The 18,523-nt window shown below is 72.8% G+C and carries 17 protein-coding genes; 12 read left to right on the plus strand and 5 right to left on the minus strand.

The genetic code is table 11. The features are described from left to right. Nucleotides 1-364: 364 nt before the first annotated feature. Complete coding sequence (locus NAEX_RS15180; RefSeq protein WP_096333621.1) at nt 365-1,960, minus strand: class I SAM-dependent methyltransferase; 1,596 nt, start codon at nt 1,958-1,960, stop codon at nt 365-367. Between NAEX_RS15180 and NAEX_RS15185 the strand changes: the two genes are divergently transcribed. Both NAEX_RS15185 and NAEX_RS15190 read left to right on the plus strand, forming a co-directional pair. Further along, on the plus strand, nt 1,928-3,616 hold the full coding sequence (locus NAEX_RS15185) for a GspE/PulE family protein (RefSeq protein WP_096328211.1): 1,689 nt from the start codon (nt 1,928-1,930) through the stop codon (nt 3,614-3,616). The genes NAEX_RS15180 and NAEX_RS15185 overlap by 33 nt on opposite strands. 14 nt (nt 3,617-3,630) lie before the next feature. After that, nucleotides 3,631-4,791, plus strand: coding sequence for a type II secretion system F family protein (locus NAEX_RS15190; protein WP_096328212.1), 1,161 nt, complete (start codon nt 3,631-3,633; stop codon nt 4,789-4,791). Nucleotides 4,792-5,016: 225 nt separating this feature from the next. Here NAEX_RS15190 and NAEX_RS15195 read toward each other — a convergent pair whose 3' ends face one another. The 3 genes from NAEX_RS15195 to NAEX_RS15205 all read right to left on the minus strand — a co-directional run bounded on the left by NAEX_RS15195 (nt 5,017) and on the right by NAEX_RS15205 (nt 8,586). Next, a complete protein-coding gene (locus tag NAEX_RS15195; RefSeq protein WP_143141299.1) occupies nt 5,017-6,780 on the minus strand; it encodes a hypothetical protein in 1,764 nt (587 codons plus the stop codon). 79 nt (nt 6,781-6,859) lie between these two features. Next, nucleotides 6,860-8,119, minus strand: coding sequence for an OmpA family protein (locus tag NAEX_RS15200; RefSeq protein ID WP_143141300.1), 1,260 nt, complete (start codon nt 8,117-8,119; stop codon nt 6,860-6,862). Then, complete coding sequence (locus tag NAEX_RS15205; protein ID WP_096328215.1) at nt 8,116-8,586, minus strand: DUF4398 domain-containing protein; 471 nt, start codon at nt 8,584-8,586, stop codon at nt 8,116-8,118. Before NAEX_RS15205 ends, NAEX_RS15200 begins: the two co-directional genes overlap by 4 nt. Before the next feature lie 339 nt (nt 8,587-8,925). Between NAEX_RS15205 and NAEX_RS15210 the strand changes: the two genes are divergently transcribed. Further along, nucleotides 8,926-9,843, plus strand: coding sequence for a hypothetical protein (locus NAEX_RS15210; protein WP_096328216.1), 918 nt, complete (start codon nt 8,926-8,928; stop codon nt 9,841-9,843). 350 nt (nt 9,844-10,193) lie between these two features. On the opposite strand, the gene NAEX_RS15215 is transcribed toward NAEX_RS15210, so the two are convergent. Beyond that, nucleotides 10,194-10,553, minus strand: coding sequence for a hypothetical protein (locus tag NAEX_RS15215; protein ID WP_096328217.1), 360 nt, complete (start codon nt 10,551-10,553; stop codon nt 10,194-10,196). Nucleotides 10,554-10,988: 435 nt separating this feature from the next. Here NAEX_RS15215 and ribF point away from each other — a divergent pair, with 435 nt between their 5' ends. From ribF to NAEX_RS15260, 9 genes are all read left to right on the plus strand, one after another. After that, entirely contained in the window at nt 10,989-11,987 is a 999-nt protein-coding gene (gene ribF / locus NAEX_RS15220; RefSeq protein ID WP_096328218.1) for a riboflavin biosynthesis protein RibF, read from the plus strand. Beyond that, a complete protein-coding gene (locus NAEX_RS50185) occupies nt 11,980-12,453 on the plus strand; it encodes a hypothetical protein (RefSeq protein WP_096328219.1) in 474 nt (157 codons plus the stop codon). Before ribF ends, NAEX_RS50185 begins: the two co-directional genes overlap by 8 nt. A gap of 107 nt (nt 12,454-12,560) precedes the next feature. Further along, a complete protein-coding gene (dapA, locus tag NAEX_RS15230) occupies nt 12,561-13,457 on the plus strand; it encodes a 4-hydroxy-tetrahydrodipicolinate synthase (RefSeq protein WP_096328220.1) in 897 nt (298 codons plus the stop codon). 32 nt (nt 13,458-13,489) lie between these two features. Next, complete coding sequence (gene dapB / locus NAEX_RS15235; RefSeq protein WP_096328221.1) at nt 13,490-14,314, plus strand: 4-hydroxy-tetrahydrodipicolinate reductase; 825 nt, start codon at nt 13,490-13,492, stop codon at nt 14,312-14,314. Then, a complete protein-coding gene (locus NAEX_RS15240; RefSeq protein WP_096328222.1) occupies nt 14,314-14,697 on the plus strand; it encodes an ApeI family dehydratase in 384 nt (127 codons plus the stop codon). The genes dapB and NAEX_RS15240 overlap by 1 nt, the downstream gene beginning before the upstream one ends. Nucleotides 14,698-14,743: 46 nt before the next feature. Further along, nucleotides 14,744-16,342 (plus strand): NAD(P)/FAD-dependent oxidoreductase, encoded by a 1,599-nt coding sequence (locus NAEX_RS15245; protein ID WP_170135734.1) that lies wholly within the window; start codon nt 14,744-14,746, stop codon nt 16,340-16,342. An 80-nt stretch (nt 16,343-16,422) separates the two neighbouring features. Beyond that, on the plus strand, nt 16,423-16,692 hold the full coding sequence (locus NAEX_RS15250) for an acyl carrier protein (RefSeq protein WP_096328224.1): 270 nt from the start codon (nt 16,423-16,425) through the stop codon (nt 16,690-16,692). 7 nt (nt 16,693-16,699) lie between these two features. Next, nucleotides 16,700-17,257, plus strand: a complete 558-nt coding sequence (locus tag NAEX_RS50190; RefSeq protein ID WP_096328225.1) for a hotdog family protein — start codon at nt 16,700-16,702, stop codon at nt 17,255-17,257. Beyond that, nucleotides 17,254-18,486, plus strand: coding sequence for a beta-ketoacyl-ACP synthase (locus tag NAEX_RS15260; RefSeq protein ID WP_096328226.1), 1,233 nt, complete (start codon nt 17,254-17,256; stop codon nt 18,484-18,486). Before NAEX_RS50190 ends, NAEX_RS15260 begins: the two co-directional genes overlap by 4 nt. Nucleotides 18,487-18,523: the final 37 nt, after the last annotated feature.

The following is an 18,523-nucleotide window of genomic DNA, read 5'->3' on the forward strand; positions in this document are numbered from 1 at the left end:
GCGGGCCCAAGCGGCCCATCAGCGACGCCGAGGCGATCGACCGCGAGTTCGTGGCCATCCGGCGCGACCTCGCCGGCATCTACGAGAGCTACGCCGACCGCCTGCCATCGCGGTGGCTCGTGCGCGAAGTTGCGCGTGAATTTCGGCGCGCTAGCCTCCGGCGCGTGAATTCGGAAGAGCTCGCCGTCCCCGCAGAAACCGGACCTCGCCGCGCCCTCGATCGCGAGCTCTCGGGGCGCTCGTCGAGCTCCATCCTCGCGAGGATGCGCGGCTCGAGCCCGTTGCCCTCGCCCGAACAGCTCGCCGCCCATCCGTCCGAAGGCCGGGAGCTGATCGATCGCACGGCGCAGGCCACTCGCCGAACTCAGTCGAACTGCAGCAGCTTGATCTTCAGGTAGCGGCCCTCGATGAAGGCCGGGGGGACCGGGAAGTCGGGCGGGAGGCCGCACTCGCCGACCAGGCGGGCGGCGCGGCCGGCGGCGTGGACGCCCTCGCCGACGGCCAGCAGGAACTCCTCCTCGCCGAGGCGCACGGCGTTGCTGATCGCCAGCACGTGGCCGCCGGGGCTGACGACCCCGCTGACGGCCCGCATCAGCTCGCCGTAGTCCTTGAGCGCGCTGAAGGTGCTGCCCTTGACGTTGCTGAACGGGGGCGGGTCGACGATCACGAGGTCCCACACCCGGCCGCGCTGGCGGAACTTCTCGAGCAGGGCGAACGCGTCGCCGGTGATCGCCTCGATCGCCTCGGGGTCCATCTTGGAGGCGCTGAGGTTCTGCCGGCAGCGCGCGTGGCTGCGGGCCGCGGCGTCGACGTGGGTGACCGAGCGCGCGCCGCCGCGGAGGGCCCGCAGGCCGAACGCGCCGGTGAAGCTGAACAGGTTGCACACGCTGCGATCGCGCGACCACGCCTCGAACAGGCGCCGGCCCTCGCGGAGGTCGAGGAACAGGCCGGGCGAGACCGGGGCTGTCACATCGACCAGGAACTTGAGGCCATCCTCGTCGACCTCGAGCTCCGGCGGCGCGGCCTTGCCGGCCAGGTGGAACGCGGGCGGCCGGCGCTCGTCGGGGGTGACGCCGCGGACGCGGTCCTGCATGTAGATGCCGGCGGGCTTGAATTCCTGCTCGAGGATCGGCACCAGCGCGTCGAGGTAGGACTCGGCGATCTTCGCGTACTTGTAGACGAGCAAGTAGTTGCCGAGGCGGTCGACGGCGAGGCCGGGGAAGCCGTCGGCCTCGTTGTGGATGAGGCGGCACGCCTCGGGCGGCACGGTCGCGCCGCGACGGCGCACGGAGGCCCGCACGCGCGCGAGCATCTCGGCCTCGTTCCACTCGAACTCGGGCGCGAGGCTCAGCATGCGGATCGCGATCGCGCCCTCGGGCTCGTGGAGGCCGTGGCCGATCAGGTAGCCGTCGAGGTCCATGACCGGGATGACGGCGCCCTCGGGCAGCGCGAGCGGCCGCAGCACGGCGTTGCGGAACACCCACGGGTGACCGGCGCGCAGCAAGCGGGCCACCTCGTGCGGCACCTTGACGTGCGGGCCGCGGACCGCGGGCCGCGGATGACCGCCCTGGGTCCGCCGCCGCGGCGCCGCCTCGCCCCCGGCAGCGCCGCCACCGCCGCCGCGTCGCTGCGGCCGCGAGGGTTCGGCGGGGCGAGTGGCGGGACGAGTGCGCTGCGGTCGGCCGTCGGTGGGTGGCATGGCGGCCGCGGAGAATAGGCGATAGCGCCGCGACGTGGCGAAAAAATCAGGTCGCCTGGCCATGGAGCCGGCGGCGCCGCTGCGGGCGGACAGCAGTCCATGGGCCCGAGGCCGTGGCGCAAAGGACAGGCGCGAGGGGCCGCGAAAGTTTCCTCGCTTGGCGGGCCGGGCGGCGGGCTGTAGGCTTTTGCGCCCTGGGCCGCGCCCGCCGGCGCCGGCCAGGCCCGCATGGCAGACCGACTCGGCGAACTCCTGGTCCATCGCGACCTGATCTCGCTGCCGCAGCTCCAGCGGGCGCAGTCGGAGCAGCGCGCGTTCGGCAAGCGGCTGACCACGATCCTGCTGCGGCTCGGCTTCATCAGCGAGCGCCAGCTGGCCGGCTTCCTCGCCGAGCACTTCAAGGTCCCCTACTTCGACTTCGCCACCCACGAGATCGATCCGGCGGTCATCCGCACGGTCGACAAGTCGCTCGCGGTGCGCCACCTCGCGGTCCCGGTCCAGCGCGCCGGGTCGAAGCTCATCGTCGCGATGGCCGACCCCAACAACATGCTGGCGATCGACGACCTCAAGTTCCACACCAGCCTGAACATCGACGCGGTGGTCAGCCTCGAGCCGGCGATCGAGGCGGCGATCGCCCGCTACTACGACAAGGTCGACCTGGCCGCCCCGTACGGCGAGGTCCTCGGCGGGCTCGGGCTCGAGCCCGCCGTGAGCCTGCCGGAGCGCGAGCGGCCGCCGCCGCAGCTGTCGGAGCCGGAGCAGACGATGGCCGGGCGGCTGTGCGAGGCGATCCTGCGCAACGCGCTGGCGAAGGGCGCGTCGGACATCCACATCGAGCCGTACGAGAAGGGCATGCGGGTCCGCTACCGCATCGACGGCGCGCTCTACCACGAGATGGACCCGCCGCTCGGCTACGGGGCGTCGCTGATCGGCAAGTTCAAGCAGCAGGCCGGGCTCGACGTCGGCGACCGCCGCCAGCCGCTCGAGGGGCGCCTGCGCTTCAAGGCCGGCAAGGAGCGCGAGGTCGCGTTCCACGTCGTCACCCTGCCGACGGTGTTCGGCGAGGCGCTGCGCCTGCGCCTGCTCGACCGCGCGGCGCTGCCGGCCGACCTCGCGCGGCTCGGCATCGACGGCGAACCACTGCGACAGGTGCGGGCGGCCCTGCACCGCGCGCACGGCCTCGTGCTGGTCGCCGGCCTCGCGGGCGCCGGCCGCTCGACCACGCTGTGCACCGCGCTCGGCGAGCTCACCGCCGACAGCGTGCGGATCGCCACCGTCGAGGACCCGGTCGAGTACCACTTGCAGGGCGTCTCGCAGGTCCAGGTCCACCCCGAACTCGGCCCCGCGGCCGCCGTGCGCGCGGTGCTGCGGCAGGACCCCGACATCGTCATGGTCAGCGAGCTGCGCGACTTCGAGACCGCCGAGCTGTGCGCCAAGGCTGCCGCCGGCGGTCGGCGCGTGCTCGCGGCCCTGTCGGCCGGCGACGCCGCGGCGGCGCTGATCCAGCTCGTCTACCTCGGCGTCGAGCCGCACGTGATCGCCTCGGCGGCTTCGCTGGTGATCGCCCAGCGGCTGGTGCGACGGCTGTGTCCCGAGTGCGCCGAGCCCGACCCGAGCTGCAGCGTGCAGCGACTGGTCGACGCCGGGGTCCCGCCGGCGCTCGCGCGCGACGGCTCGCCCCGGCGCGCCCGCGGCTGCAAGGCCTGCCACGGGGGCTTCCGCGGGCGCACGGCGATCTTCGAGGTCATGCCGATCGGCGAGTCGCTGCGCGAGCGGATCATGGACGGCGCCGGCGCCCTCGAGCTGCGGGCCGAGGCGGTGCGGCTCGGCATGCGCCCGCTGCGGCAGGCCGGGCTCTTGCGCGTGGTCGACGGCACGACGTCGCTCGACGAGATCCTGCGCGCGACCACCGACTGACCCGAGGGACAGGTATGCCGCTGTTCGTGTGGGAGGCTCGCACCAGCGCCGGAGAGATCCGCGGCGGCGAGCTGGCCGGCGTCGACGAGGTCCAGGTGATCGAGGCGCTGCGCCGCCGCGGCCTGCGAGTCACCCGCGTCGACCGCAGCGCCCGCCGCGGCGCGCCCCGCCTGGCCGAAGCCCCGGCGGAGGCCCTGCTGCCGGCCCTGCGGCAATTCCTGACCTTGAGGACAGCCGGGGTCGGGGCCGCGGAGGCGCTCGAGCTCGGGGCCCGCAGCAGCCGCGGCGCGGTCGCCCGGGCGCTGCACGCGGCCCAGCTCGCGGTCGAGTCGGGCGCGGGCGTCGGCGAGGCGTTCGCCCAGCACGCGGCCACCTTCGGCGCGCTCGCGGCCCGGTCGCTGGGCGAGGCCGACGCGCGCGGCCTGTTCGACGCCACGCTGGCCGCGCTGATCGAGCTGCTGGCCAAGGCCGACGCGGCGCGGCTCGCCGTGCGCGCGGCGGCGGTCCGCACGGTCGCCGCCGTCGCGGTGCTGCTCGGCGGGGCCGCGGCGCTGTCGTTGGTGCTGGTCCCGGCCGTCGGCGGCCTCTACCGCCGCCTCGACCTGCTGCCGACCGGCGCGGCGGCGGACGTCCTGGCGGTCGCGCCGTGGCTGTCTCTCGGGACAGGTCTCTTCGCGGCCGCCGTCGTCGTCGCCGCGGCGCTGCTCGCCGCGTTCCCGTCGCTGCGAGCCGGCGCGCTCGGCCTCACCGCCGGGCTGGCCGAGGCGCTGCGGCGCCTGGCGCTGGCCCGCTTCGCCCGCGCGCTCGCGCTGCTGGCGACGGCCGAGGCGCCGCGGCAGGTCGCGCTGGAGCTGGCGGGGTGGGAGGCCGGCGACCGCGAGCTGGCGGAGGCGGCCCAGCGGGCCCGGGCGGGCGTGGCTCAGGGCGGCGAGCTCGGGGCGGCGCTGGCCGAGGCCGGGCTGCCGGCCGGGTTCGCGCGCGCGGTCCTGGCGGCCGACCGCGGCGGCGAGCTGGCCGCGACGCTGCGCCGGCTCGCGGAGGCGGAGGAGGACGCGGCCCTGCAGTGGCTGTCTCGAAGGACAGGTCAGGTCGCCCTGGTCTGCTACGCCGCGTCTGCCACCCTGGCCGTGACCGCCGCGCTGGCGCTGGCCGCCCCGCTGCTGCGCCAGGGCTGACGCGCGCGCGAGGACCCGCTCCGCCGCGTGTCCGTGGCCGCTCGCCCATCGTCGACACGGCGAGGGCGTCCCGCTGTCCGGTCCTCACGCCGCGCCCACCGCCGCGCCCGCGCCGGGCGGCGGCGACGAGGCCGGTGGAACGCTCGTCGGACGCTTTACGCGACGAAGGGACATGCCCCGACGGACATGTCCCTTTTGTCCTGTCCCTCGGGACCTGACCCTTATTTAGAAGGTGAAGACCGGGCCGACGTTGAGGTCGAGGAGGAGGCTGGTGGTGCGGGGGAACCACACGCCGACCTGGAGCTCGCCGAACAGGCCGAAGTGCTTGGCGGCCTGCCAGTGGAAGCCGAACACGCCGCCGAGCATGCCGCCGCCGATCCGGACGGTGTCGATGCGCTGCGACTTGTCGGCGTTGGCGGTGACCGCCGCGGCCTGCTGGATCGCCCCCGTGCTGGCCATCGAGCCCGGCTCGGAGCAGTTGTATTGGTACGGCCACACGGCGGTGCACCCGCCGCCGCCCTCGTACGCGGCCTCCTTGTCGTCGGGCACGCTGTTGCCGTTGCGGTCGTTGGCGAAGCCCATCGGGACGCGGAGGCGGGTGAAGCCGCCGCCGAGGAAGCCGCCGACGAACAGGCGGAACTTCTTCTCGTCGGAGCCGAGGAAGTACTTGATCTTGAGGCCGCCGGCCATCGTGATGCCCGGCTTGCTGCGGATGCCCTCGGGGTTGAGGTTCGTGACGTCGTTGACGTACGAGTCGGGCAGCGAGGCCTTTGGGTCGTCGCGGTAGACCTTGGAGCCGGTGACGGCCTGGATGCGGAGGAAGCCGGACAGCACCAGCTTCTTGCCGATCCGGCCGCCGATCTCCGGGGCGATGTGGAACGGCGCCGAGGCCATGCCGGTGCTGACCTTGTGGTGGGCCGAGCACTCGCCGGCGTTGTAGGCCATGGCGAGCTGTTCGACGCTGTAGGGCGCGCCGTAGGCCATCACCGTCGGGCCCATCTGCGTCTGGTACTGGATCGGGTCGCCGGGCAGGTCGCCGGTGCCGCTGCTCCAGCGTGCCAGCGCGCAGGCGAACTCCTTGAGGCCGTAGTTGAAGTTGCCGGCCGGGGTGTACTGGCTGTAGGTCTGGTCGGCCACGCCGCGGGCGATGCCGACGCCGGTGCCGAGGCCGATGTTGATGAAGATCTTCGGCAGCGAGTGCTTCGGCGGCGGCGGCTTCTCCGGCTCCTTCGGCTTCGGCTCCTCCTTGACGCACTTGACCTCCGCCACCAGCGGGTTGTCCTGCGCGCCCTTGTTGCCGAGCGCCTTGTTGGCGCCGTCGTAGACGTAGACGAAGTACTCGACCGGCTTGTCGCCGTGCTCCGAGGCCAGCACGGAGGCGGTGGCGATGTTGCCGAAGGCGTCCATCGTCACCGACTTGAACTCGCCGGAGTCGCCGACGTTGCGCCAGTACAGGCCGACCTGGCCGCCGTCGGGGATGCCGGAGGTGAGGACCTCGAACTTGAGGTCCTGGCCGCAGCCGTCGATCGACGGCGAGGTGTGGCGGATCGACTCGCTGGGCGCGGACGCGCCGGAGTCCTTGCGGGCCTTGTCGAGCAGCTTCTGCAGGTCGGGCGAGCGCAGCTCGGTCGGCAGGGCGACGTTGTAGTCGGCCTTGACGGCGTCGACGAACGCCGCGGTGGTCTCGTTCTTGTTGCCGGAGTTCGAGAAGATGATGACCGCCCGCAGCATCCGCAGCGGCGCGGTGGCCGGGTCGTCGGCGGCGGTGCCGGCGAGCGCCTGGTCGAGGGCCGCGAGCGCCGGGTCGAGCTCGAGGTTGTTGTACTGCCCGAGCGCCTTGTTGTAGGCGGCCTTGAGATCGTCGCGCGAGTCGGCGAGGGCTGTCCCGGAGGACAGGATCACCGCCAACGACAGGGCGGCGGACAGCAGGCCCGCAGGGCGGCGCGGGTCGACGAGTCGACGGGGACGGACGAGGGTCTGCGTTCGCACAGGATCTCGGGCTCCTTCTAGCCGAACGCCGGCTCGGAGCCGGCGTTGGGTGTCCAGGGGCTTCGGCGCGCGGCGCCGATCACTGGATGGTCTTCTTGCAGTCCTTGAGGTTGAACTCCACGCGGCGGTTGTTGGCGCGGCCCTCGTTGGTCTTGTTGCTGTCGATCGGCTTCTCTTCGCCCCAGCCGATCGGCTCGAGGCGGGCGGTGTCGATGCCGGCCTTGACCAGGTAGTCGCGCACGCTGTTGACGCGCTTCTGCGACAGGGTCTTGTTGTACTTGTCGGAGCCCTTGCTGTCGGTGTGGCCCTCGATGAAGATCTTGATGTCCGGCGCGGCGTTGAGCGTGTCCTTGACCTCGTCGAGCACCTTGAAGCTCTTCGGGTCGATGTCCCACTTGTTGAACTTGAAGTAGATCTTGTCGCTCAGCTTGATCTGGCAGTTGTCGATCTTCAGCACGTCCGGGCAGCCGTCGGTGTCCTCGACGCCGTCGTAGTCCTCCGGCAGGTTGCGGCAGTCGACCTCGACGCCGTTCTCGGTCTTCTTGTCCTTGTTGACCCAGTTGTAGGTGCCGTCGGCGTTGCGCACGAGCTCGGCCGCGTCGAGGATCTTGTCCTTGTCGTTGTCGACGTCGGGGCAGCCGTCCTCGTCCTCGAAGCTGTCGAAGTCCTCGGGGTCGTTCGGGCACTTGTCGCTGACGTCGAGCAGCGTGTCGCGGTCGTTGTCCGGGTCGGGGCAGCCGTCCTCGTCCTCGAACTGGTCGACGTCCTCCGGCTCGTTGCGGCAGTCGACCTCGCGGCCGTTCTCCGTCTTCTTGTCGTTGGTCGACCAGGTGTACGACTTGCGGACCTCGTCCTTCGTCAGCTTGTCGGCGTCGAGGACCCCGTCCTTGTCGTTGTCCTTGTCGGGGCAGCCGTCGTCGTCCTCGAAGCTGTCGAAGTCCTCCGGGTCGTCCGGGCACTTGTCGGCGATGTCGTCGTAGCCGTCCCAGTCGCGGTCGTTGGCGCCGACCGGCGGCCGGCTGACCACGTTCGGGTCCTTGCAGCGGACCGGGTCGGTCTTCTTGCGCGCGAGCTGGGTGTACAGCTCGGCCTTCTCGGCGTGGTCCTTGCCGCGGTAGTACTCGCCCATCGCCAGCGCGTCGCGCGAGAAGCGGATGTTCGCCTCGGCGATGGCCGTCTCCTTGGGCGCGCAGCCGATCGACTTCGAGCCGTCGGCGATCGCGCCCTGCAGCACCGTGTCGGTGCCCTGGACCTTGCCGAGCAGGCGCTCGCCGAGACACCCGAGCCCGACGAACGAGCTCGCCACCGTGGCGACGACACAAACAGTAAGGCGGTTCACTTGCCACCTCCGACCGACACGCCGGCCTTGACCTCGCCCTTGGCGCCGCCCGCCCCCGTCGAGCCGCTCGCCGTGCCGTCACCGGCCGCCTTGCCGTCGGTCGGCGTGCCGGCCGGCACCTCGTCGGGGGTCGCCACGCCCTCGGCGCGCTGGTCCATCTGCCCCTTGCGCCGCATCTCGGCCTTCTTCTTCGCCTCTTCGGCGAGCTGCTTGGCGCGCTCGCCGTAGTCGAACGAGCGCTCGTACTCGCTGTAGCCCATCAAGATCTTCGACTGCTCCAGGTAGGTCACCGAGCCCCAGTACTCATAGGGGGCGTTCTCCTCGGCGCCGGCCGCCTCGGCGTCCGCCACCGCCCGGGTCGACTCCTTGGCCACCTTCTTGAGGTACCCAAAGGGTCCACAGCCCGCGGTACACGCGGCCGCGACGACGATGGGGATCAGCTTGACGAATCGCGTTGTTCGCAGCACCAGAAGGCTCCCTGGTTCGAGATCGTGGCAGGCGTCGGTTTGGAGGGGGTCGTAGGGTCCGGCCCCGGGCCCGAGGGGGCCATAAAGGAGCCGGGGTCTGCCCGGGCGGGCGCGGCGACTGCCGAAATCGCGGCGACGATACCAGGGGCCGGCGCAAAGGGTCAACAAGCCGACCTCCGCCGTCAGGCCCCGACAGCGCCGCCCTGCACGCTACTTCTGTAGGCGATTTCGGTGGTGCGGCCGCGGCGGCCGAGTCCCTGCACGCCGTGGGGAAAAGCCCTCCTGGCTGGCCCGGTCGCTCCTGGTTCTGCTGGGCGCTGACGGGTACGCTGCGAGCCGATGTCGTCACGCCGCCAGCGGCCGCTCTCCGCGCGCCCGGCCGCCCGCCTCGCCCCCGGGATCGCGCTCGCAACGGGCCTCGCCTGCACCCGCGTCAGCGACACGCCGCGCTTCGAGCCGATCTCCGAGCGGCTCGAGATCCTCGAGACGATCCCCGGCCCGATGGCGGAGGACGTGCCTCCCGGGGCCCAGATCGACTTCTGCTTCTCCGGCACCCTCGACCCGCGCGCCCTCGACGACCTCGACGCCTCCCTGCGCTCCGGCCTCGTCACCTTCGACACCCAGCTCGACCTGCAGTTGTTCGCCTGGCGCCCGCCGGGCGAGAGCAGCGGCACCGCCGAGGCCCCGTGGTGCCCCGGCAGCGTGGTGTCCCTCCGCGCCAAGGAGCCGCTGGTCCCCGGCGTGCTCCACCGCGTCCGCCTGGCCCCCTCGGCGGTCGGCTGGGCCGGCGAACAGCTCGACGTCACCACCCCCGGGTGGGTCGCCGACGACGGCGGCCCCCTCTTCATCCTGCAGTTCTACGTCCGCGAGCCCGATGACGACGACAAGACCGACCCGCCCGAGCCGGCGCCGACGCTGACCGACCTGTTCGCGCCCGGGCAGGTGTTCTCGGCCAACAACCCCGCCTGCAGCTGCCACCGCGACCCCGACGACCTGGCCTACGAGCGCCTCGACCTGTCGTCGCCGCAGGACGCGTTCGCCGGCCTGGTCCTGCCGACCCGCCGGCAGTCGACCGGCTTCCCGATGGTCGTCCCCCGCCGCCCCTCGGAGAGCTTCCTCGTGCAGGTGCTCCTGCGCGACGACGACGGCCAGGCCTTGCACGGCGTCCGCGGCGACCCGATGCCCCCCGACGCCCCGCTGCCCTACCCGGAGATGCTGGCCATCGTCCGCTGGATCGAGGGCGGCGCGCTGCCCTGACGCGTCGAGCCACAACGCCGAGCGCACGCCGGCCCGTGACGCCCGGGCACCGACCCCAGCCGTGCCCGCGCCAGGGCTCACGACTGGGCCCCGCTTCATCGGCCGGCGCAGGACGAGCGCCCCGCGTCGACCGGGCCCAGGCGGGGCGACTCGTCGCCGCCCTCCATACCAACTGCGCAGGAGCGCCTCCCGTCGCGTGCTCGCGGATCGCTCGGCACGGCCCAGCTCGCTCCGCGCCAGGGAGCCGCTCAGGGCGCCTCGCCGCCCGGGTACTCGGGCTGCTCGAGCTCCCGCAGCCTCGTCAGCATGGCTCGCTCGCCACGAACAGCTCGCTCGGCGCCGCGAGCCGCTCAGGGCGCCTTGCCGCCCGGGTACTCGGGCTGCTCGAGCTCCCGCAGCGTCGTCAGCATGCCCTGCAGCCGCTTGGCCCGCTCGCGCGCCCGCTCGCGCGTCCGCTCGAAGTCGAGGTCCTTGAGGCCGAGCGCCGAGGCCTTGTCGTACAGCGCGAGCGCCTCTTCCTGGCCTTTGAGACAGCTTTGGATCTGGTCGCCCGAGATCACGTTCTGCCCGATCTGCGGATCGAAGACCAGCTTGCACGGGCCGCGCTCGGCCTCGCCTTCGGCCTTCATGCCTTGCGTGTACACCTCGCGGGGAGACTCCCCGCAGGCGAATACGAGGACCAACCAGAGCCCGAGCGACAGCCGCGGCATGCTCCAACCCTACACCTTCTCGCGGCTGAAGCGAGCGACGACAAGCCCGGCCCCCCGGCGCGCCTGTAGCGTGACGGCGAGCCGCCTCTCTGGCGAAAGGTCGTCCGGGCGCCCGCCGAGGCGAGCTGCGACGCGCGAAGGAGTCGACCCCTCGCGTTCCCGACAAGCCCGGCCGCTCCGAATCCACGGAGCGGAGCTCCAGGAGAAAGTCGTCGGTTCGAGCGAGTCCCCCACACGACCCTTCCGTCGCCCGCCGAGCAGCCCTGCCCGGCCCGCGTCCCACCCCGCACCGGCGAGCGTTCGTCCTCGCGCCCGCCAGCCGTTCGCGCCCCGATCGCCCGCCGACCCCGTCCCGGCCCCGTCGCGCGTGAGCCAAGCCCCGCGCCGCCCGCGCTCCGCGCCCCCGCGCGCGTGCTAGCTTCGCCGCCGGTCGCCATGCGCCTCCTGCGGCAGCCCACGCCCCTTCCCCCCGGCACGGCAGCGTGCATCGGCGCCTTCGACGGCCTCCACCTCGGCCACCAGGCGCTCCTGCGCCGCGCGGCCGTCCTGGCGCCCCGCGTCGCCCTCGTCACCTTCGACCCGCACCCGGCCGAGGTCCTCGCCCCCGAGCGCGCCCCGCTGCGGCTGCAGACCCTGGCCCAGCGCGCCCGCGTCGCCGCGGCTCTCGGCGTCGACAGCCTGGTCGTCCTCCCGTTCACCCGCGCCCTCGCCGACACCAGCCCCGACGCCTTCGTCGAGCGCCTCCTGCTCGCGGGCTTGCAGCCCGCCGCCGTCGTCGTCGGCCCCGACTTCCGCTTCGGCTCCGGCCGTGCCGGCGGCCCCGACGACCTGCGCCGCGTGCTCGACCCGGCCGGCGTCCGCGTCGAGGTCGTCGCCGAGGTCAGCCTGCCCTCCGACCCTGCCCAGGCCAAGCTCGGCAGCTCGGGGATCCGGCGCGCCGTCGCGCGCGGCGACTTGCCCGCGGCCGCGGCCATGCTCGGCCGCGCCTACAGCGTCGAGGGCCTGGTCGTCTCCGGGGCCCGGCGCGGCCGCGGCCTCGGCTTCCCGACCGCCAACGTCGCCGTCCGCAACCCGCTGCTGCCCCCGCCGGGCGTCTACGCCGGCGCGCTCGCGCTCGTCACCCCCGACCCCGACGCCGGCACGATCTGGCCCGCCGTCATGAACCTGGGTCAAAACCCGACCTTCGGCGACGGCGGGGCCCAGACCCTCGAAGTTCACGCGCTCGACGTCGACCTCGGCCAGTCGCTCTACGACCGCCCGGTCGAGGTCGCCTTCGCCGCCCGCCTGCGCCCGGAGGAGCGGTTCCCCTCCGCCTCCGCTCTGGTCGCGCAGATCGCCCGCGACATCGAGGTCGCGCGCCCGCTCCTCACCCCGGCCTGGCTGGCCCACGCGGTCCTCGGCGCCGCCTCGACCTGGGACGACGACCATGTCTGACGCGCCCGCCCTCGTCAGCGCCACGCTGGCCCAGCTGTACATGCAGCAGGACCACCTCGAGCAGGCCCGCCGCGTCGTCGCCCGCGTGCTGGCGGCCGATCCGCTGCACGGCCACGCCCTCGCGCTCGCCGACCGCCTGGCCCAGCGCTCGCGCGCGCGCCTCTACGCCGCCTTCCAGCCCGGCCGCGGCGTCGTCGTCCGCTGGCACGACGCCCCGCCGGACCCCGCGCTGCACCTGATCCTCGCCGTCTTCCGCGCCGTCCCGGCCCTGCCCGGCCGCACGAGCACCTGGATCACCTCGACCCGCTGCCGCGCCGAGGCCGGCGAGCACACCTTCCCGATCGCCGGCGGTCCGCGCCCCAGCCCCGCCAGCGCCAGCCTGTGCCTGGCCCGCCTCGCCGCCGACGGCCTGCAGGTCCTCGCCGTCCACGAAGCGATCTCCTGGCCCCCGCCTCCGGGCCCGTAGCCTGCCCTGCGGGGGTGGCGGCGCGCCCAACGTTCGCGCCCGGCCGCCCCCGTACGCGCCCGCGGACGCGCGCGCGCCGGGGTGCCTGTGCTAGTGTCCGCCCGCTCATGTTCCGCGGAGCCATCACCGCCCTGATCACTCCCATGCGGCGCACCGCCGGCGGCGCGTCCGAGCTCGACGAGCCCGCCCTGGTCGCCCTCGTGGAGGCGCAGATCGCCGCGGGGATCCACGGCCTCGTGCCGTGCGGGACCACCGGCGAGGCGCCCACCCTGAGCGCCGCCGAGCACGTCCGCGTGGTCGAGCTGACCGTCAAGACCGCGCGGCGGCGCGTCCCCGTGCTCGCGGGCGCGGGCGCCAACGACACCGCGCACGCCATCGAGCTGGCCCGGGCCTGCAAGGCGGCCGGGGCCGACGGCACGCTGCAGGTCACTCCTTACTACAACAAGCCGACCCAGGCCGGCCTCGTCGCCCACTTCCGCGCCATCGCCGAGGCCAGCGGGCTACCGGTGGTGGTCTACAACGTGCCCGGGCGGACCGGCTGCGATCTCCTGCCCGAGACCGTCGCCGCGCTGGCCGACGACCCGAAGATCGTCGGCATCAAGGAGGCCACCGGCGACCTCAACCGGGCCGCGCGGCTGCGCGAGCTGCTGGCGAAGCGCCGCGACTTCGCCCTGCTCTCGGGCGACGACTTCACCGTCTTCCCGTTCCTCGCGCTCGGCGGCCACGGCGTCATCTCGGTCACCTCCAACGTCGCCCCGCAGTGGGTCGCCGGGCTGTGCGACGCCGCCGCGGCCGGCCGCTGGGACGAGGCCCGCGCGCTGCACGACCGCCACTACCCGCTGGCCCGGGCCCTGTTCAGCCAGCCCAACCCGATCCCGGTCAAGGCCGCGATGGCCCTGCAGGGCCGCTGCAGCGACGACCTCCGCCTCCCGCTCGTCCCGCTCGACCGCCCCGCCCGCGAGGGTCTGGCCGACACCTTGCGCACCCTCGGTCTCCTGTCTTAAAAGACAGGTCCCAAAGGCCAGCCGCCACCACCATGACGACCGAACGCCTCGTCCCCATCAGCATCGTCGGCGCCCGCGGGCGCATGGGCAAGACTCTCATCCGCGAGATCGTGCTCAGCGACTCCATGATCCTCGAGGCCGCGGTCGACCGCGAGGGCGGCGCCGGGCTCGGGCAGGACGCCGGGCGGCTCGCCGGGCTGCACGACATCGGCGTGACCGTGGTGGACGAGCTCCGGCCGCGGCGCAACAGCGTCGTCGTCGACTTCTCGCTGGCCCACGCGACCGACGCCAACATCCGCCGCTGCGTCGAGGCCGGCGTGCCGCTGGTGCTCGGCACCACCGGCCTGCAGAAGTCCACCCGCGAGCTGCTGCGCACCGCCTCGCGCGAGATCGCCATCGTCAGCGCCGCCAACTTCAGCGTCGGCGTCACCCTGCTGACCCGGATCGCCGGCCTCGTCGCCGGCTCGCTCGGCGAGAGCTGGGACGCCGAGCTGCTCGAGATCCACCACAGCCACAAGCGCGACGCCCCCTCGGGGACGGCCCTGCGGATCGCCAAGGCCGTGGCCAAGGCCACCGGCCGCGACCTCGAGGGCGTCATGCGCACCGACCGGGCCGGGGAGCACGCCCGCCCGCGCGAGCGCGGCGAGATCGGCGTCGCGGCGGTCCGCGGCGGCGACTCGATCGGCGAGCACACCCTCATGTTCCTCGCCGAGGGCGAGCGGCTCGAGCTGACCCACCGCGCCTTCGACCGGGCGATCTTCGCCCGCGGGGCCCTGCGGGCGGCCCGGTGGGTCGCCAGCAGGGCGCCTGGCCTCTACACCATGGCCGACGTCATCGGCCTCGGCGACCTCGGCTGATGCGCGAGCGCTTCGACCTCGAGCTGGTGCGGCGCAGCGACACCGCCGGCGGGGAGACCGCGACCTTCGCCGTCGGCGTCCCCGCCGACCTGCTCTATTTCGCGGGCCACTTCCCGGGCGAGCCGCTCTTGCCCGGGGTGGCCCAGCTGGTGGCTCTGGTGCTCGACCGGGTGCGGGCGCTGTGGCCCGAGCTCGGCGAGCCGACGCGGATCGGCAGGCTCAAATTCAAGCAGCCGATCGCCCCTGGCGACGCGCTGGAGCTCACCGTCGAGCTCGAGCGCGGGGAGGAGGCGCCGCGGGTCCACTTCCAGATCGATCGGGAAGGTCAGGCCTGCACGGTCGGGGTCATGACCTTTGCCACGGCGGCCGAGTCGCAGGGTTGAGCGCCGGCGCCGTCCATCGGCTATGTCATCACCTCCCGGAGGACTTGTGGAAGCAGTTCGAACCGTCGACGTCGCCGTGCTGGGCGGCGGCCTCGCAGGCAATCTGATCGCCCGTCAACTCCGTCGCCAGGTCCCCGGCCTGTCGGTCGCGCTGTTCGAGAAGAGCACGCAGGGCTCCTTCAAGGTCGGCGAGTCTTCGGTGGAGATCGCCGGCAACTACCTCACCCGGCGGCTCGGCCTCACCTCGTACCTCTACCAGCACCAGCTGCCCAAGAACGGCCTCCGCTTCTTCTTCGACACCCCCGAGAAGAACGCCGACCTGTTCGACATGACCGAGCTCGGCAGCCGCCACCTGCTGCGCCTGCCCTCGTTCCAGCTCGACCGGGCCCGCCTCGAGAACGACCTCTTGCGCATGAACCGGGACGCCGGCGTCGACGTCCACCTCGGCGCCAAGGCCCACGACCTCGCCCTCTCCCCGAGCGCCGAGGACGGGCCCGGGATGCACGAGTTCACCGTCACCGAGGGCGAGCAGCAGACCCGGTGGCGCTGCAAGTGGCTGATCGACGCCAGCGGCCGCGCCAGCCTGGTCGCCCGCGACCAGGACCTGCGCGTCCCGACCGACCTGCCGATCAGCGCCGTGTGGGGCCGGTTCCGCGGCCACGCCGACATGGACGACATGGGCCCGCCCGAGTGGCGCGGTCGCGTGCAGAACACCGCGCGCTTCCTCAGCACCAATCACTTCTGCTACCCGGGCTATTGGATCTGGTTCATCCCGCTCGGCCAGGAGGTCATGAGCGTCGGCTGGGTCGGCGAGAAGGCCCAGTTCAGCGACGCCTGGCGCAAGCCCGAGGGCTTCCTCGAGTTCCTCAAGGGCCACCGCGCCGTGTGGGACCTGCTGCGCGGCGGCCAGGCCGAGCTGATCGACATCCTCTCGTACAAGCAGCTCGCCTACGGCACCAAGCGGTTCTTCCGCGGCGAAGATCGGTGGTTCCTCCTCGGCGAGGCCGCCGCCTTCACCGACCCCTTCTACAGCCCGGGCAGCGACTTCATCGCCATCGAGAGCGACTTCATCGTCGACACGATCGCCCGCGACGCCGCCGGCGAGAGCCGCGCCGACATCCGCGAGCGCTCCGACGCCTACGACGAGTTCATGCAGTTCCGGTTCGCCGCCACCGTGCTGCTGTACCGCGACCTCTACTCGGTGCTCGGCAGCTACGAGCTGCTCAAGCTCAAGTGGGACTTCGACATCGCCTGCTACTACAACTTGTGGGCGGCGCCGTTCTTCACCGACCAGCACCTCGACCTGCGCTACTTGAAGGGCGAGCTGCGGCGCAAGGAGTTCGTGCTCCAGGGGCTCGAGAACTTCGCCCGCTTCTTCAAGCAGATCGAGCGCGAGATGCACGCGCGCGGCGGGTACTACCGCAAGAACCTCGGTCACTTCTGCTATCAGCTCGACCTGGTCGACTTCGTGGACGACATGTTCGCGCCGCGGCCGCGGCGGCAGGTGATGCGCACCACAGAGGCGATCTTCAACGGCACCCGCGACCGCGGCCTCGCCATCTTGCAGGATCTGGGGGTCGTGCCGCAGCGAGAGGCCCCCACCCTGCCCCTGTACGAGTTCATGCTCCAAGAACCCCTCGCCTGAGCCGCCGAGCCCGGGCCCCCCCGGGGAGCGCCTTTACCTCCCCGGGCCCTGCAAGTACCATTCGCCGAACGACCCCCAGCATGACGCGCGCGGAAATCTACAATCGGATCGTCGGGATCCTGGTCAAGAGCTTCGAGCTCGACCCGAACGACATCCGCCCCGAATCCCGGCTCTTCGAGGACCTCGACCTCGACAGCATCGACGCCATCGACATGTTCGTCGAGCTCCACGAGGTCACCGGCCGCCGGATCGACGTCCAGGTCGCGCGGAAGATCCGCACCGTCGAGGACATCGTCAACCTCGTCGAGTCCGAGCTCCGCAGCGCCAGCGTGCCGCCGACCCAGGAGTGACGGGCCCGTGGCCTTCCCGCCGCTCGACGAGATCTTGCCGCATCGCCCGCCGATGCTGCTGCTCGACGCGCTCACGGCGGCGGAGGTCGAGTCGGTGACCTGCCGCGCGACGGTGCGAGCGGGCGCGCCGTTCGTCGAGGGCGGGCGGGTCTCCTCGCTGATCGCCGTCGAGTACTTCGCCCAGGCGGTCGCCGCCCTGTTCGCCTACAAGGCCCGCAGCGGCGGCGGCGGGCCGTTCCGCGGCCTCTTGCTCGGCGCCCGCGACGTCGAGCTCGCCGTGTCGCACCTGCGCGTCGGCGACGTCGTCGACGTCCACTGCCGCGAGCAGTGGGCCAGCGGTCCGGTCGCGCAGTACCAGTGCGTCCTGTCGCGCGGCGACGAGCGGCTGGCCACCGGCGCCGTCACCGTCCTGCGCGGGGACCCGGCCGAGTTCGCGGCCGCCTCGCCGGCCACGACGGCCGGCAGCAACCTGTCCTCCGGGACATCCGGCGGCGACCTGTCCCCCGGGACACCCGGCAGCCCTCGCCTCGACCGCCTCGTCATGGGGGGGGAGTCCGCGTCATGAACCCGCGTCGCGTCGTCATCACCGGCGTCGGCATCGCCTGTCCGATCGGCCACAATTTCTCCGAGGTCGGCGCCTCGCTGCGCAGCGGCCGGCACGGCATCGTCGCCATGCCCGAGTGGGACCGCGTCGGCGAGATGCGGACGCGCCTGGCCGGCGTCGTCAGCGGCCTCGAGCTCGAGCGCCGCTGGAACCGCAAGAAGGTCCGCACCATGGGCCGCGTCGCCCTGCTGGCCGCCTACAGCGCCGAGCAGGCGCTGGCCGACGCGAAGCTCGACGAGGAGACCCTCGGCTCGGGCGTCACCGGCCTGTCGTTCGGCTCCAACTCGGGCTCGTCCGAGGCGCTGGCGGAGTTCTGCACCACCCTGCTCACGACGATGAGCATGAAGGGCCTGCAGTCGACCAGCTACCTCAAGTTCATGCCGCACACCTGCGCCGCCAACCTGGCCCAGTTCTTCGGCATCCGCGGGCGCGTGGTCCCGGTGACCTCGGCCTGCGCGAGCGGAGCCCAGGCGATCGGCACCGCCTACGAGGCGGTCAAGTACGGCCTGCAGGACGTGATGATCGCCGGCGGCGCCGACGAGATGCACTACACGACCGCGGTCACCTTCGACCTGATGTTCGCCACCTCGACGAACTACAACGCGCGCCCCGACCTCAGCCCGCGGCCGTTCGACGCCAAGCGCGACGGCCTGGTCGTCGGCGAGGGCGCCGCGACCGTGGTGCTCGAGTCGTACGAGCGCGCGCGCGAGCGCGGGGCGACGATCTACGCCGAGGTCCTCGGCTACGGCACCAACTGCGACGGCCTCCACATCACCGCCCCGTCCGAACAGGGCATGCGCGAGGCGATGCACCGCTCGCTGCGCGACGCCGGCCTCGCCCCCGACCGCGTCGACTACGTCAATGCCCACGGCACCGCCACCGACATCGGCGACGTCGCCGAGAGCAACGCCACCCGCGAGGTGTTCGGCCGCCCCGTCGCCGTGTCCTCGACCAAGAGCTACACCGGCCACACCATGGGCGCCTGCGGGCCGATCGAGGCCGCCTTCTCGATCGCCATGCTGCGCGAGGGCTTCCTCGCGCCGACGCGCAACCTCGTCGAGGTCGACCCCCGCTGCGCCGACCTCGACTACGTCCGTGAGGTCCGTGACGTCCGCCCCGCCGTCATCATGAGCAACAACTTCGCGTTCGGCGGCGTCAACACGAGCCTCATCCTCGGCCGGGTCGACTAACCGGCCGCGGGCCACATCCGGCGAGGCGCGCCTTTGC

The organism is Nannocystis exedens (genome assembly GCF_002343915.1).
Taxonomy (GTDB): domain Bacteria; phylum Myxococcota_A; class Polyangia; order Nannocystales; family Nannocystaceae; genus Nannocystis; species Nannocystis exedens.